The sequence below is a fragment of the Niveispirillum sp. CC-CTL257 genome, assembly GCF_059489915.1.
On the sequence record NZ_JCAJXE010000001.1, the window covers coordinates 1,371,247 to 1,385,142 of the forward strand.

Consider the following 13,896-nt stretch of genomic DNA (forward strand, 5'->3'; position numbering starts at 1 on the left):
CCCGCTTTGCCATAACCGACCCACCTCACTGGGGGGAGCCGATGGTCGGCTGAGAGGTCCTGCACGGGACGACCCCTGGAACCTGATCCGGCTGATACCGGCGTAGGGACAGTGATCCATGACCCATGTACCGGGGCGCGCCGCCGCTCCGCCCGCCCCCGCCATCCATCTGTCCGACGCCGCCATCGGCTTTGGCGGAAGGCTGCTGTTCGGCGGGCTGGACATGGTGGCACCGGCAGGGCAGACCACCTGTCTGCTGGGTCCCAGCGGGGTTGGCAAATCCAGCCTTCTGCGCCTGATCGCCGGCCTGCTGCCGGGTCGGGGGACGGTCACCGCCGATGATGGCCTGCCCTTGAAGGGCCGTTTCGCCTGGATGGGACAGCAGGATTTGCTGCTGCCCTGGGCCAGCGTTCTGGACAATGTCATCCTGGGCGCAAAGCTGCGCGGCGGCAAGGTGGGGCCGGAGGTACGCGACCGCGCCATGTCCCTGCTGGACGCGGTGGGTCTGGCTGACCGCCACGGCTGCCGGCCCGACGCCCTGTCCGGCGGCATGCGGCAACGTGCGGCCCTGGCCCGCACCCTGTTCGAGGATCGGCCCATCGTCCTGATGGATGAACCATTCTCGGCCCTGGATGCCATCACCCGCCTGGATATGCAGGATCTGGCCGCGCGTCTGCTGTCGGGCCGCACCGTCATCATGGTCACGCATGACCCGCTGGAGGCGCTGCGTCTGGGTCATCAGGTCCAGGTGTTGGGCGGCAGCCCCGCCCGCCTGTCCCCGCCCCTGACCCCATTGGGCGACACGCCGCGCCCCCCGGATCAGCCCGACCTGCTGACCCTGCAGGGACAATTGCTGCGGCACCTGCGTGGTGGGGGATTGGCATGAGGGGCGCTCGTTTCGTTCGCGGAATGGTGACCCTGGCGGGTCTGATCATCGCCTGGGCTTTGCTGGTGCGGCTGGCTGACCTTCCCCATTATATAATTCCGGGTCCGGAACGGGTGGCGTTGCGCCTTGTCGATGATTGGGCGCTGCTAGCCGAACATGCAGGCTATACGCTGCTGGAAATCGTGCTGGGCCTGATCCTGGGTACGGTGTGCGGCGGGCTGGCGGCCCTCGCCCTGACGGCATCCGCCGCTGCCCGACGCTGGCTGCTGCCGCTGCTGCTGGCCAGTCAGGCGGTGCCCGTCTTTGCCATCGCCCCCCTGCTGGTGCTGTGGCTGGGCTACGGTTTGGCGTCCAAGGTGGCGATGGCAACCTTGATCATCTTCTTCCCCGTGACGGCCAGCTTCTTTGACGGGTTGCGGCGCACCGATCCCGGCTGGCTGGACCTGGCCCGCACCATGGGGGCCGGTCCGTGGGCCATCCTGCGCCATATCCGCATGCCGGCGGCATTGCCCGCCCTCGGTTCCGGTCTGCGCATGGCCGCCGCCGTGGCCCCCATTGGGGCCGTGGTGGGGGAATGGGTGGGGGCGTCGGCGGGGCTGGGCTATCTGATGCTGCATGCCACCGCACGGGTACAGACGGACCTGACCTTTGCCGCCCTTTTCATTCTGGCGCTGCTAGCTGTGGGCCTGTGGCTGCTGGTTGATCTTATCGTTCGCCGGGCTCTGCCCTGGCTTCCCGACAGCGTGATGAACAAGGAAGTAACACAATGAAGATGCGTTGGATGCGCGCGATGGCCGTTGCCGCCGCCATGACCGCCAGTGCCGCAGGCACCCTGCCCGCCCTGGCGCAGGACAAGATGACCGTGCTGCTTGACTGGTTCGTGAACCCGGACCATGGCCCGCTCTATGTCGCGCAGGAAAAGGGCTACTTCAAGGATGAAGGTCTGGCGGTGGAAATGATCGCGCCCGCCGATCCCAACGACCCGCCGCGTCTGGTCGCCGCCGGTCAGGGCGATATCGCCGTCTCCTATCAGCCGCAATTGCATTTGCAGGTCGATGCCGGCCTGCCCGTGGTCCGCGTCGGCACCCTGGTCGCCACGCCGCTGAATACCGTCATCGTGCTGAAGGACGGCCCCATCAAGTCCCTCAAGGACCTGAAGGGCAAGAAGATCGGCTTCTCCGTCGGCGGGTTTGAGGATGCGTTGCTGGGTACCATGCTGGAAAAGCACGGCTTGTCCCTGAAGGACGTGACCCTGATCAACGTGAATTTCTCCCTGTCGCCAGCCCTGTTCGCGGGTCAGGTGGATGCCATTGTCGGCGGCTATCGCAATTTCGAGCTGAACCAGATGGCGATTGAAAAGAAGGAAGGCCGCGCCTTCTTCCCCGAAGAAGAAGGGGTGCCCGCCTATGATGAACTGATCTTCATCACAGCCAAGAACAACGCCAACGACCCGCGCATCGGCCGTTTCCTGAACGCGGTTGAGCGCGGTACGCAGTTCCTGATCAATCATCCGGAAGAGGCCTGGTCCCTGTTCATCAAGGGCCGCAAGGACCTGGACACGGAGCTGAATAAACGCGCCTGGAAGGACAGCATCGCGCGCTTCGCCCACAGCCCCCGTGCGCTGGACAATGCCCGTTACGACCGCTTTGCACAGTTCCTGAAGGCGCGCGGCCTGATCAAGACCACGCCGGATGTCGCGACCTATGCGGTGGAGGTGAAGTAACCTCCCCCGCTTGACAGGGCCGGTCCGGAACACGCAAGACAGGGGGAAAGCCCTGTCCGCCTGTTCCGGCAGCCACCCCAGACGCAGAGCATCCTCATGGCGCTGACCGATCCCCGCCTTCTCTATATCGACCTGATGAAGCGGGTTCTGACGGGCTTGATTTATGAGGATCCGGGCATCGGCCCCTTCGCGCAGCCCTTCAGGCCCTTCGCCCGGCAAATGGGCCATGACTGGCCGATGCAGGCCCATACGATGATTGGCGAGAAGCGGATGGACAATCTGCGCGACGCCGTCATCCATGTGTTGAGCGAGAATATCCCAGGCGACCTCATCGAAACCGGCGTCTGGCGCGGCGGGGCCTGCATCTTCATGCGCGCCATACTGGCGGCCCTGAACGTCACCGACCGTACCGTGTGGGTCGCCGACAGTTTCGAAGGCGTACCGCCCATCGACGCGGCAAACTATCCTGAAGATGCCAAGTGTGACGACCTGTCCAAATACCCCGAACTGGCCGTCAGCCTGGAAGAGGTACAGGCCAATTTCCAGAAATACGGCCTGCTGGATGATCAGGTGAAGTTCCTGAAGGGCTGGTTCAAGGACACGCTGCCCACCGCCTCCATCGAGAGGTTGGCCGTCCTGCGTCTGGATGGCGACATGTACCAATCAACCATGGACGCCTTGGAAAGCCTCTATCACAAGGTCTCCCCCGGCGGCGTGGTCATCATCGATGATTACAACATCATCCCCGCCTGCAAACAGGCCGTCCACGATTTCCGCGACGCCAACGGCATCACCGAACCGATCCAGACCATCGATTATTGCGGCGTGTTCTGGTTCAAGGCGAAGGTATCGCCCTGACCTGCGTCAGATAACAGGCAAGGGCAGGCCTTATGCGGCCAGCGTCCGCGCCACCATTTCCGGGTCCCGCTGGATCAAGGTCAGATAGGCGCGGCTGGCTGCATCCGGCTCCCGCTCACCCCGTTCCCACTTCCGCAAGGTGTCGATGGGCAGCGCATAGCGCGCCGCGAACTCAGCCTGCGTCAACCCCGTCGCCAGCCGGATGGCCCGGACATCGACCTTCGGCACGACCAAAACCTGCGTCACGCGCACACCGGTTGGCTTGCCGTCCAGATAGTCGATGGCTTCATTCAAGCCTTCAAGGATATCGGCGGCAAGGGATCGGGTTGGCTTGGTCATTCCGTATCTCCCATGACCGGGCGGGCAAGGCGTATACGGTTGCGCAGCACCGTGACAACATTCTGTATGGCCTGCTTCTCCGCTGCCGACAAGTTGGCCTTTCGGACTTGCCGTAAAGGGCCAACAGGAACAGCGGCGCATCAGCCGTGTAGAAATAATAGATTATCCTGACACCACCGCTTTTGCCACCGCCCTGCCGCGCCCACCGGACCTTCCTGGCTCCACCAGTTCCTTCGATCAGGACGCCGGCATCGGGGTGGCGCGCAATATAGTCGATGAATGCTTCACGCTCAGCTGCGGTCAGCCAATCGTCAACGTCCCGGCGGAAGGCAGTGGTTTCAATGACGGTGAGGGGGTTCATGAGAGGCTCAGGGATATTCGACAATTTTATACTCAAACGTCCTCATATCCGGTCGCTTCAATTTAAATGTACGGCAAAGAGGGTAATAGGGGAGAAGATTGCGAACAGACTGCTCAAATGCCGCATTCGTGCGACTGCCAAATATCACTCCCGTTAAAGCCAAATGATGAAATGGTACCAAGGAGCGTTGTTCATTTTGGTTTGTGGCCCCAGCTAAAATCCGCCATTCTTTCTCATATTCCCACGAAATATACTTTCCAAAAATAATTGAATTTAGTATTTTTTCCTTCTTATTTTGGTCTAAGCCGCTTTTTCTTGTGGTAATTTCAATAAACTCATCATCGTCAAAAAAAATGTGGCGGTTGGGAGATGTAATTCATTGGTCGGGCGGTAAGAAAGAAATTATCACTGGGATGAACCGTATCAAACTCAAGAACAGCACCCTGTAAATTCTCTGAGTAATGCGCCCACATTGGAGCGGAAACAGGCGTTGCTGAAAGACAAAGTAGCTTTGAGTCAGAGAGCGCACGAACAGCTGAATCTGAAATTTCTTTCACCGTTCGTTCTATGAAGCACTGAAAACTATCGCGAAGCTCTTTGCTATCATCACCAAATACAAGATCCTCCCAAAAATCTAAAGTCGGAGCAAAGTCTTTTGGAGCTATATTCCTAAAAAACCCAACAACAGAAACAACATCATCCATAAAAATAGATGAATCCAGGCCCTCGAACGCAATTTCGGAAATGATTTTAACTAATTTAATATAGTATTTATCAGTATTCGCAATTCCTGGTGAGTAAAAATTACAATCAAATTCATCATTGAATAGCCTTGGAACGGAAAACTGGAGCTGCCCGTTCCCCAAGATCAGCAGCGCAGTCTTCTCGCCAACATACTTGTAGAGTTTCTGTGGCGGGCGCCGCCCCATCGATTAACCCTCACACATCCAAATCCTGCGCAAATTTCGCATTCTCAGTAATAAACTTGAACCGCAGTTCCGGCTTCCGTCCCATCAGGCTTTCCACCAGCGCCTTGGTCTCTTCGACATCGTCCTTCTGGTCCGGGTCGCGTTGGTCCGGGACGACGACGCGCAGCAGGGTGCGCTTGGACGGGTCCATGGTGGTTTCCTTCAATTGCGCAGGCGGCATTTCGCCCAGGCCCTTGAAGCGGCTGATTTCCACCTTGCCCTTGACCGATTTGAAGACGGTCTTCATCAACTCGTCCTTATGCGCGTCGTCGCGCGCATAGCGGACATTGCCGCCGCCGGCGAGGCGATAGAGCGGCGGCAGGGCAAGGTACAGATGCCCCTGCTGGATCAGGCCCGGCATCTCCCGATAGAAGAAGGTCATCAGCAGCGAGGCGATGTGGGCCCCGTCGACATCGGCGTCGGTCATGATGATGACGCGTTCATAGCGCAGCTTATCGACGCTGAATTCCTTGCCCGTGCCGCATCCCAGGGCCTGCGCCAGATCGGCCAGTTCCTGGTTACCGCGCAGCTTGTCCACGCTGGCCGACGCCACGTTCAGGATCTTGCCACGCAGGGGCAGGATGGCCTGGGTGTCGCGGCGGCGGGCCTGCTTGGCGGAGCCGCCGGCCGAATCGCCCTCCACGATGAAGATCTCGGTATCTTCGGCACTCTGGCGCGAACAATCGGCCAGCTTGCCGGGCAGGCGCAGGCGGCGGGTCGGCGTCTTGCGCGCCATCTCCTTCTGCGCCTTCTTGCGCGCCCGCTCTTCCGCCTTTTCGATCAGCCGTTCGATCAGGCCCTTGGCCGCGTCCGGCGAACCTGACAGCCAATGGTCGAACCGGTCCTTGATGGCGCTTTCGGTCAGCTTCTGTGCATCGGCGCTGACCAGCCGTTCCTTGGTCTGGCCCTGGAAATGCGGGTCGCGGATAAAGACGGACAGAAGGATGGTCGCCCCCTCCATCACATCGTCCGCGGTGATATTCGCCGCCCGCTTATTGCCCAGCATTTCGCCATAGGATTTGATGCCACGGGTCAGGGCACCGCGCAGCCCCACCTCATGCGTGCCGCCCAAGGGCGTGGGGATAGTGTTGCAATAGGTGTGGCTGAAGCCCTCATCATCTTCCGGCCAGGCGATGGCCCATTCCACGCGCCCCGCCTCACCCGGAAAATCGGCCTGTCCGGCAAATGGCAGGGGCGTGACGGTGGCCCGGCTTTTCAGGGTGCCGTTCAGGTAATCCAGCAGCCCATTGGGGAAATGCAGCACCTCTGCCGCCGGCACGCCGCTATCGGCGCTGATCAGGGCGGTATCGCAGGACCAGCGGATTTCCACGCCGCGATAGAGATAGGCCTTGGACCGGCAAAGCCGATACAGCCGCTCCGGCTTGAAATGCGCGTCCGGCCCGAAAATCTCGGCATCGGGATGGAAGCTGACGGTGGTGCCGCGCCGGTTCTGTACGGCCCCAGCAGGGGCCAGCGGCCCCAGCGGCACCCCGCGCGAAAAGGTCTGTGTGAACAGTTGCCGGTCGCGCGCCACCTCCACATGCAGCCGGTCGGACAGCGCGTTCACAACGGCCGAGCCGACGCCATGCAGACCGCCGGAGGTCGCATAGACCTTGCCGGAGAATTTGCCGCCGGAATGCAGTGTGGTGAAGATCACTTCCAGCGCCGACTTGCCGGGATATTTCGGATGCTCGTCCGTGGGGATGCCACGGCCATTGTCGCGCACCGTCACAGTCCCGTCGGCGGACAGGTCCAGGTCGATGCGGCTGGCATGGCCTGCCACCGCCTCGTCCATGGCGTTGTCCAGGATTTCGGCCACCAGATGGTGCAGGGCACGGTCATCGGTCCCGCCGATATACATGCCGGGACGGCGGCGGACAGGTTCCAGCCCCTCCAGAACCTCGATGTCCTGGGCGGAATAGCTGTCCTGCTTGGCGGCGGAGTTCTGGAATAGGTCGCTCATGCGCCATTATAGGAATGGGTCGCGGTCTTGTTCAAGGAGATGCGGTATCTCCCGACGACATAGACCCCTACATTTTGATGACAGAGGGAGTTTAAGGGCATGAGCCAGGACCGGATGCCGGATTTCGACCGCGACGCGCCCTCCATGCGCACCTTCGCCATGCCCGCCGATCTGAACGGCAATGGGCAGGTGTTCGGCGGCTGGGTGATGTCGCAGATGGATTTGGCCGGGGCGGCACCCGCCGTCCGCGTGGCACGCGGCCCCGTGGCGACGGTCGGCGTGGAGGCCATGAAGTTCCACCGCCCCGTGGCCGTGGGTGACGAGGTGAACTGCTATACGGAGGTGGAGCGGATCGGCAACACCTCCATCCGCGTGCGCGTCGATGTCTGGGTTCGCCGCTATGACGGCACCGCTTATAAGGTGACGGAAGGCGTGTTCACCTATGTCGCCCTGGGCAAGGATGGCCGCCCGCGCCCCGTGGTGCCGGGGTCGGTGGCGGTTTGACGGACCGCATTCGATGCTTATCGGGCGGTGCAGTGCGTCATAGGTTATGGTGCTGATTGTGTAATCCGTGCCGTCACGCTGCGTAAAGCCCGTTCGGTTGTCGTTGTTGTCGTAAGCTTAGCTCTCCGACGCGCCATCGGCATAGGACGGGATCGACAGTCGCCCGAACCCGTCATAGGCATGGGGCAGGACATAAACGCGCGGGTCAGTGATGGTGCGGACGACACATGCGCCCGTTAGGTATAGCTGGCGCTGTCTTGCACTAGATCGGTGTCCACAGCAGAGCGTTCAATGCGCTTAGGCCCGCCGGGTCTTAGAAAACCTCCAACACGCAGGCCTTTCATGGCCTCCCAGGGGTGGCGTCCCCCGGATCTCACGGCCCCAATATCTGCCTTGGTCGGCGGAAAAGTATTCATCCAATACAACGCCAGTTGACAAGCCATCCAGATTCATAAAAATAGCGCTGAAGCCCCTCCATATTTTCAACCCAGTCGTCATGCCCACCAATAAAATCACTATTATTAGAGGTTATTATAATAAAACCTCCAGTATTATCATTGTCATCAATTATCTTTACGAAATTTCCAATGCAATCTCCAGCAACAATATTGCCAATTGTTCCAATTTTGATATTGATCATCATCCATTATCCTTAAAATTTGAATGAAAGGCGCTATTAGTTATTTCTTATTTCTTACCAATTACATAAGCTGCAAGATGGGGGCGGGAAATAACTGGAGAATGATTTACAGAGAGTGTTGGTCGTGTGTTTCACGGTTCAAACGATACCATTTGAACCGATCACACTCTACCCCCTGCCCTCCATCAGGTCGCGGATGCGCGACAGGTGCTGGCAGGCCCGTCCCACGCCCAGCAGCAGCACGCCCAGCAACAGCCCGACCAGGGCGGGGCCATAGCTGTCGGGCGTGGGTGCGATCAGCATGAAGGCAGACACGATCAGCGCTGCCGCACCGACAAAGTAAAGCACCAGGGCCGTGATGCTGCGCCGCGCGCCCATGGCTCAACCCTCCGCGACGCTGGCGGCGCAGGCCACCGGTTCGCGCGTCACCGCGTCGTCACCAAACACCTCCTCGAACGCCGCCTGCATCGCCATATCCACCTCTGGCATCGTGACGATATGGCCCAGTGCCGCCAGCGAGGTGACGCCATGTTCGCGGATGCCGCAGGGCACGATGCCGCCGAAATGCGTCAGGTCGGGCTCCACATTCAACGACACGCCGTGGAAGGACACGCCGCGCCGCACGCGCACGCCGATGGCGGCGATCTTGTTCTCCACCCCCGGCTGACCATAGGGCGTCATATCGACCCACACGCCGACGCGGCCACAGCGGCGTTCGCCCTTCACGGCAAACTGCGCCAGCGTGCGGATCAGCCATTCCTCCAGCCGCCAGACAAAATCATGCAGGTCGCCGCCACGGGCCTGCACGTCCAGCATGGTGTAGCCGATGCGCTGCCCCGGTCCGTGATAGGTGTACTGGCCCCCGCGCCCGGCCTGAAACACCGGGAACTGCATGGGCACCAGCAGGTCCGCCTCCTTGGCCGAGGTCCCGGCGGTGTAAAGCGGGGGATGTTCCAGCAGCCATACCGTCTCCGGTGCCGTACCGGCCCGGATCTCGGCCACGCGCGCCTCCATGAAGGCAATCGCGTCGGGATAGTCTACGGTCTGGTCGCTGATCCGCCACTCGATCATCATCAACCTGCAAGCTGGGGGTGACGCCTATTTAGGGCAAAACGCGCCGAACACCAATGGGATGTTCAGGTTAAGCCCTCAGGCGCCGGGCGCCGCCATCCGGCGGCTTGGCTTCACGCGCACATGGGTGCGCGGGCGCTCAACGCGCCAGCCAACCTGCCGGTGGCAGGCTGGCGATACCAAGGGACAGCCGCCCCATGCGCACATGCCCATTGATCCGCACGCGCCGATGCGCCACATTCGGCAACGTCATTGCTTATTGGCCCTGTGATTATGAACGAAACGAACCGCGTCTATCTCTACGACACCACCCTGCGCGATGGGGCGCAGACCTCCGGCGTTGATTTCACCGTGGCGGACAAGATCGCCATCGCGCAGGAGCTGGACGCGCTGGGCATTGACTATGTCGAGGGCGGCTGGCCCGGTGCCAACCCCACCGACAATGCCTTTTTCGCCGATCCGCCGAAACTGCCCCGCGCCATATTCACGGCCTTTGGCATGACCCGTCGGCCAGGGCACAGCGCGTCGAACGACCCCGGCCTGTCGGCCCTGCTGAACAGCCCCGCCAAGGCCGTGTGCATCGTGGGCAAGACCTGGGATTTCCATGTCGATGTGGCACTCGCCATCCCGCGCGACGAAAACCTGACCCTGATCGCCGACAGTATCCGGGAGATCAAGGCGCGGGGCCGCGAACCCCTGTTTGATGCCGAACATTTCTTTGATGGCTTCAAGGCCAATCCTGACTACGCCCTGTCCTGTGTTCAGGCAGCCTATGAGGCCGGGGCCCGCTGGGTGGTTCTGTGCGACACCAATGGCGGCACCCTGCCGCATGAGGTGGAGGCCATTGTGGCGGAGGTTGCCAAGCGTATCCCCGGCAGCCATTTGGGCATCCACACCCATAATGACACGGAAAACGCCGTCTCCAACTCGCTGGCCGCTGTGCGCGCCGGGGTGCGGCTGGTGCAGGGTACGCTGAACGGGTTGGGCGAACGCTGCGGCAATGCCAACCTCCTGTCGCTGATCCCCAGCCTGTCTGTGAAGATGGGCTTTGATGTCGGCATCAGCAAGGAAGGTATGGGGCGGCTGGTCCATATCAGCCGCATGCTGGATGAACGCCTGAACCGCACGCCCAACCGCCACGCCGCCTATGTCGGCGAAAGCGCCTTTGCCCATAAGGGCGGGCTGCATGTTTCGGCGGTGGAGAAGGACCCGACCTCCTATGAGCATGTCGACCCCTCGCTGGTCGGCAATCGACGCCATGTCCTGGTCTCCGATCAGGCAGGCCGCTCCAACATCCTGGCCCGCCTGCGCGAGGTGGGGGTGAATGTCGATCCCAAGGATGACCGGGTGGGACAGTTGGTCGATCTGGTGAAGCAGAAGGAATTCGAAGGCTTCGCCTTTGACGGGGCCGAGGCCAGCTTTGAACTGCTGGCCCGTCGCGCGTTGGGCGAAGTACCGGACTATTTCCGCCTCGCCGCTTTCCGTGTCCTCGACGAACGCCGCTGGAACGCCAAGGGCGATCTGGTGACCCTGTCGGAGGCGACGACCAAGGTGGAGGTCCCCGGCCCCAACGGCCCCGACAATGTCATGACGGTGGCCGAAGGCAACGGCCCCGTGAACGCACTGGATCAGGCCCTGCGCAAGGCCCTGATCCCCGTCTATCCGGCGCTGGAGGGCATGCGGCTGGTCGATTACAAGGTCCGCATCCTGAATGCCCAGGACGGGACCAAGGCAGTCACCCGCGTCATGATCGAAACGGCGGACCGGCACGGCAACCGCTGGGCCACGGTCGGCGTGTCGGCCAACGTGATCGACGCCAGCTTCAACGCGCTTTCCGACAGCATCACCTATTGCCTTTACCGGTCCGGTGCCGCACTCGACAGCACCCAGGCGGCCTGATATTCAGGCCGCTTGATGGGCAATCAGGTATCAGTGTGATGTCGAGCGGGACGAACAAGCGCGAACTGGCCAAGATGCAGGCGGACGGGGACGGCCCCGCCGTCATCCTGATCCATCCCCAGATGGGGGAGAATATCGGTGCCTGCGCCCGCGCCATGTTGAATTGCGGCCTGACCGACCTGCGCCTTGTCAGCCCGCGCGACGGCTGGCCCAATGAAAAGGCCGTGTCGGCATCGGCTGGCGCCACCCTGGTGCTGGACCGGGTGCGGGTGTTCGACAGCACCGAAGCCGCCATTGCCGACCTTCATAAGGTGTTTTCCACCGCCGCCCGCGTGCGCGATCTGGTGAAACCGGTGGTGACCCCGCGTGAGGCGGCGAATGAGATGCGCGGCCATTGGTCGGCGGGGCGCAAGGTCGGGCTGATGTTCGGGCCGGAGCGCACAGGGCTCGTCAATGACGATATCACCCTGTCGGACACGCTGATCTCGGTACCGCTGAACCCCGGCTTCTCATCGCTGAACCTGGGTCAGGCGGTGCTGCTTATCGCCTATGAATGGTGGATGACGGGCGTGGATGTGGAGGATCGTTACCTCCATACCGGACAGTCCGAACCCGCCACCAAGGCCGAATTGCAGAACCTGTTCGACCATCTGGAAGGGGAGCTGGAACAGTCGGGCTTCTACACCCACCCCGATAAGCGCCCCTCCATGATCCGCAACGTGCGCAACACCCTGCAACGCTGCGGCATGACCGAACAGGAAGTTCGCACCTTCCACGGCATCATTGCCGCGCTGACGGGCCGCAAGAAGCAGCGGAAGGTGGAGGGGTAACGGTCTCCCGTTACGCCACCGCCTCTGCCTTCAGACCCCATGACCGGAACACCTGTCCCCGGCTGTCCTGCCGCCTGCCCGCATGGCGGGCCTCATTTTCGCGGCGGCGGGCGGCCTTTTCCACGGCGGCCACGGAGTTGAAATGCCGTCCGTCCAGGCTGCTGAACAGCGGATGGGCGGAATAGAAGCGGAAACCCTGGCCATCGGCCACGGCAAGACCGGCCTGATGCCGGCTGGTTTCAATGCTGAATGCCTGGTTCGTCATGATAAACTCCCCCTGTCGCAGCGAAACAACGTCGCCGCGCTGTACAAAGCGCTGATGTGGTGGTTAAGGCGGAAAAGACCCGCGTCAACAGCCCCGCATCAAGCCGTCAGCACCAGAGGTCATGTTGGTATTCTGCGCGATATGGGTAGCCATTTCGCCCTCCTTCACAATGGTTTGAACCAAACCACGAAGGACCTTCGTGGCGCTTTAGCGTTTGGTGACGCGGCGCAAGCTGCTGTTCGTCAAATTCCCGCGAACCCTGCTGGTGGGTCAGGCCGGACCATCTGGTCTGCGTTCAGATTTGGTGATCTGCCCGCCACTGTCAAGTGACAATTCGCGTAGATTTCAAGATGCCTAATTCCGCATATCACACATGTTTTGCGTTATTTAAGATATTCCACAATTCTGATTGACGAAAACCGGTGGATGTAAAACCCTGGGCTGGACGGCGGACATGCCGAACCCAATGCCCCCAAGGAGGCCACCACCCATGTCGCTCTCGCGTTTCGCCACCCGCCTCGCCGCTGCCACCATCCTGACGGGTCTGGCCTTTGCCGGCTCCGCCCAGGCCGCCGATCCGGTGGTGGTGCGCGCCGGCTATATCCCGGTGCTGGGTGCGGCACAGGCCTTTGTCATCGACAATCAGGGCTGGGACCTTCAGAACGGTTTCGACCTGCAATTGAAGCAGTTTGACAGCGGCCCCAACGCCATCCAGGCCGTGGCGTCCGGCACGCTGGACGCCTATATCGCCGGCGTCGCTCCCGTTGTGGTGGCGCGCGGCAAGGGCATCGGCATCCGCGTCGTCGCCTCCACGGCGGTGGAGGAACTGGTGGTGGCCGCCGGCCCCGATCTGGCCAAGACGGGCGGCAGCCCGGCCCAGGCCATCGAGGCCCTGTCCAAGAAGCTGGGCCGCCCGTTGAAACTGGCGACGCAGCCCGCCGGTTCGGTCCCCAACACCTTCCTGCAATACTGGCTGTGGGAAGTGGCCAAGGTCGATAAGCAATATGTGGAACTGGTGCCGCAGGGCATCGACGCCACGCAGCAGGCGCTGCTGGTCGGCGCGGTGGACGGCGCCATCATCCGCGAACCGGCCCTGACCATCATCACGGGCCGCAACCCGGATGTGAAGGTTCTGGCCTATGGTCAGGACATCCTGAAGAATCAGCCCGGCAATGTCATCGCCCTGACCGATGATTTCACGTCCAAGCACCCGGACATCGCCCAAAAGCTGGTCGAACTGACCGCTAAGGCGACCGAGGTGCTGAAGAAGGACAAGAAGGTGGCCGTGGCCGCGATTGAGGCCGCCATCGGCAAGGGCCTGGTGCCCGCCGCCATCATCGAACAGGCCCTGTCCTCGCCCGCTGTAAAGTTCAACACCGACCCCGCTTCCATCCTGAAGGAAACAGCCCTGGTGCAGGATTATCAGGTGAAGCTGGGCACCGTGAAGGAAGCCACCCCGGTGGAACAGATTTTCGACCTGTCCTATTATCAGAAGCTCAAGAAGTAGGTCAGGTCGAGCGGAGCGAGCCCTGACAGAGATGGATTGAAAGCCTTATCTGTCAGGGCTCGCGCGTCGCGCTCGACCTGAC

At 61.4% G+C, this 13,896-nt stretch carries 15 protein-coding genes and 1 riboswitch; of the genes, 8 read left to right on the plus strand and 7 right to left on the minus strand.

The genetic code is table 11. The annotated features are described in order from the left end of the window. Positions 1–21 precede the first annotated feature (21 nt). Positions 22–126, plus strand: a riboswitch (TPP riboswitch). The 4 genes from ABC729_RS06530 to ABC729_RS06545 all read left to right on the plus strand — a co-directional run bounded on the left by ABC729_RS06530 (position 119) and on the right by ABC729_RS06545 (position 3,467). Beyond that, positions 119–886, plus strand: coding sequence for an ABC transporter ATP-binding protein (locus ABC729_RS06530; RefSeq protein ID WP_495606828.1), 768 nt, complete (start codon positions 119–121; stop codon positions 884–886). It overlaps the preceding riboswitch by 8 nt. Continuing rightward, complete coding sequence (locus ABC729_RS06535; RefSeq protein ID WP_495606829.1) at positions 883–1,656, plus strand: ABC transporter permease; 774 nt, start codon at positions 883–885, stop codon at positions 1,654–1,656. Before ABC729_RS06530 ends, ABC729_RS06535 begins: the two co-directional genes overlap by 4 nt. A gap of 2 nt (positions 1,657–1,658) precedes the next feature. Then, a complete protein-coding gene (locus tag ABC729_RS06540) occupies positions 1,659–2,609 on the plus strand; it encodes an ABC transporter substrate-binding protein (protein ID WP_495608649.1) in 951 nt (316 codons plus the stop codon). Positions 2,610–2,705: 96 nt separating this feature from the next. Continuing rightward, positions 2,706–3,467 (plus strand): TylF/MycF family methyltransferase, encoded by a 762-nt coding sequence (locus ABC729_RS06545; RefSeq protein ID WP_495606830.1) that lies wholly within the window; start codon positions 2,706–2,708, stop codon positions 3,465–3,467. Between the two features lie 30 nt (positions 3,468–3,497). On the opposite strand, the gene ABC729_RS06550 is transcribed toward ABC729_RS06545, so the two are convergent. The 3 genes from ABC729_RS06550 to parE form a co-directional block, all read right to left on the minus strand. Next, positions 3,498–3,806, minus strand: coding sequence for a helix-turn-helix domain-containing protein (locus tag ABC729_RS06550; protein ID WP_495606831.1), 309 nt, complete (start codon positions 3,804–3,806; stop codon positions 3,498–3,500). Between the two features lie 705 nt (positions 3,807–4,511). Continuing rightward, positions 4,512–5,096, minus strand: a complete 585-nt coding sequence (locus tag ABC729_RS06555) for a hypothetical protein (RefSeq protein WP_495606832.1) — start codon at positions 5,094–5,096, stop codon at positions 4,512–4,514. Between the two features lie 10 nt (positions 5,097–5,106). Then, positions 5,107–7,098 carry a DNA topoisomerase IV subunit B gene (gene parE, locus ABC729_RS06560; RefSeq protein ID WP_495606833.1) on the minus strand — a complete coding sequence of 664 codons (1,992 nt, stop codon included), beginning with the start codon at positions 7,096–7,098 and terminating at the stop codon, positions 5,107–5,109. Between the two features lie 99 nt (positions 7,099–7,197). On the opposite strand from parE, the gene ABC729_RS06565 reads away from it, so the two are divergent. After that, positions 7,198–7,602, plus strand: coding sequence for an acyl-CoA thioesterase (locus ABC729_RS06565; protein ID WP_495606834.1), 405 nt, complete (start codon positions 7,198–7,200; stop codon positions 7,600–7,602). A 412-nt stretch (positions 7,603–8,014) separates the two neighbouring features. Here the strand turns inward: ABC729_RS06565 and ABC729_RS06570 are convergent, their stop codons facing one another. The 3 genes from ABC729_RS06570 to lipB form a co-directional block, all read right to left on the minus strand. Further along, entirely contained in the window at positions 8,015–8,245 is a 231-nt protein-coding gene (locus ABC729_RS06570) for a hypothetical protein (protein ID WP_495606835.1), read from the minus strand. A gap of 165 nt (positions 8,246–8,410) precedes the next feature. Continuing rightward, positions 8,411–8,620, minus strand: a complete 210-nt coding sequence (locus ABC729_RS06575; protein WP_495606836.1) for a hypothetical protein — start codon at positions 8,618–8,620, stop codon at positions 8,411–8,413. Positions 8,621–8,623: 3 nt separating this feature from the next. Next, positions 8,624–9,316, minus strand: coding sequence for a lipoyl(octanoyl) transferase LipB (lipB, locus tag ABC729_RS06580; protein ID WP_495606837.1), 693 nt, complete (start codon positions 9,314–9,316; stop codon positions 8,624–8,626). Positions 9,317–9,586: 270 nt separating this feature from the next. Here lipB and cimA point away from each other — a divergent pair, with 270 nt between their 5' ends. Together cimA and ABC729_RS06590 are read left to right on the plus strand one after the other, a co-directional pair. Continuing rightward, entirely contained in the window at positions 9,587–11,212 is a 1,626-nt protein-coding gene (gene cimA, locus ABC729_RS06585) for a citramalate synthase (RefSeq protein ID WP_495606838.1), read from the plus strand. Positions 11,213–11,250: 38 nt separating this feature from the next. Beyond that, on the plus strand, positions 11,251–12,042 hold the full coding sequence (locus ABC729_RS06590; RefSeq protein WP_495606839.1) for an RNA methyltransferase: 792 nt from the start codon (positions 11,251–11,253) through the stop codon (positions 12,040–12,042). 10 nt (positions 12,043–12,052) lie between these two features. On the opposite strand, the gene ABC729_RS06595 is transcribed toward ABC729_RS06590, so the two are convergent. Beyond that, positions 12,053–12,307 (minus strand): hypothetical protein, encoded by a 255-nt coding sequence (locus ABC729_RS06595; RefSeq protein WP_495606840.1) that lies wholly within the window; start codon positions 12,305–12,307, stop codon positions 12,053–12,055. 490 nt (positions 12,308–12,797) lie between these two features. On the opposite strand from ABC729_RS06595, the gene ABC729_RS06600 reads away from it, so the two are divergent. Then, positions 12,798–13,814, plus strand: coding sequence for an ABC transporter substrate-binding protein (locus ABC729_RS06600; RefSeq protein WP_495606841.1), 1,017 nt, complete (start codon positions 12,798–12,800; stop codon positions 13,812–13,814). Positions 13,815–13,896 lie beyond the last annotated feature (82 nt).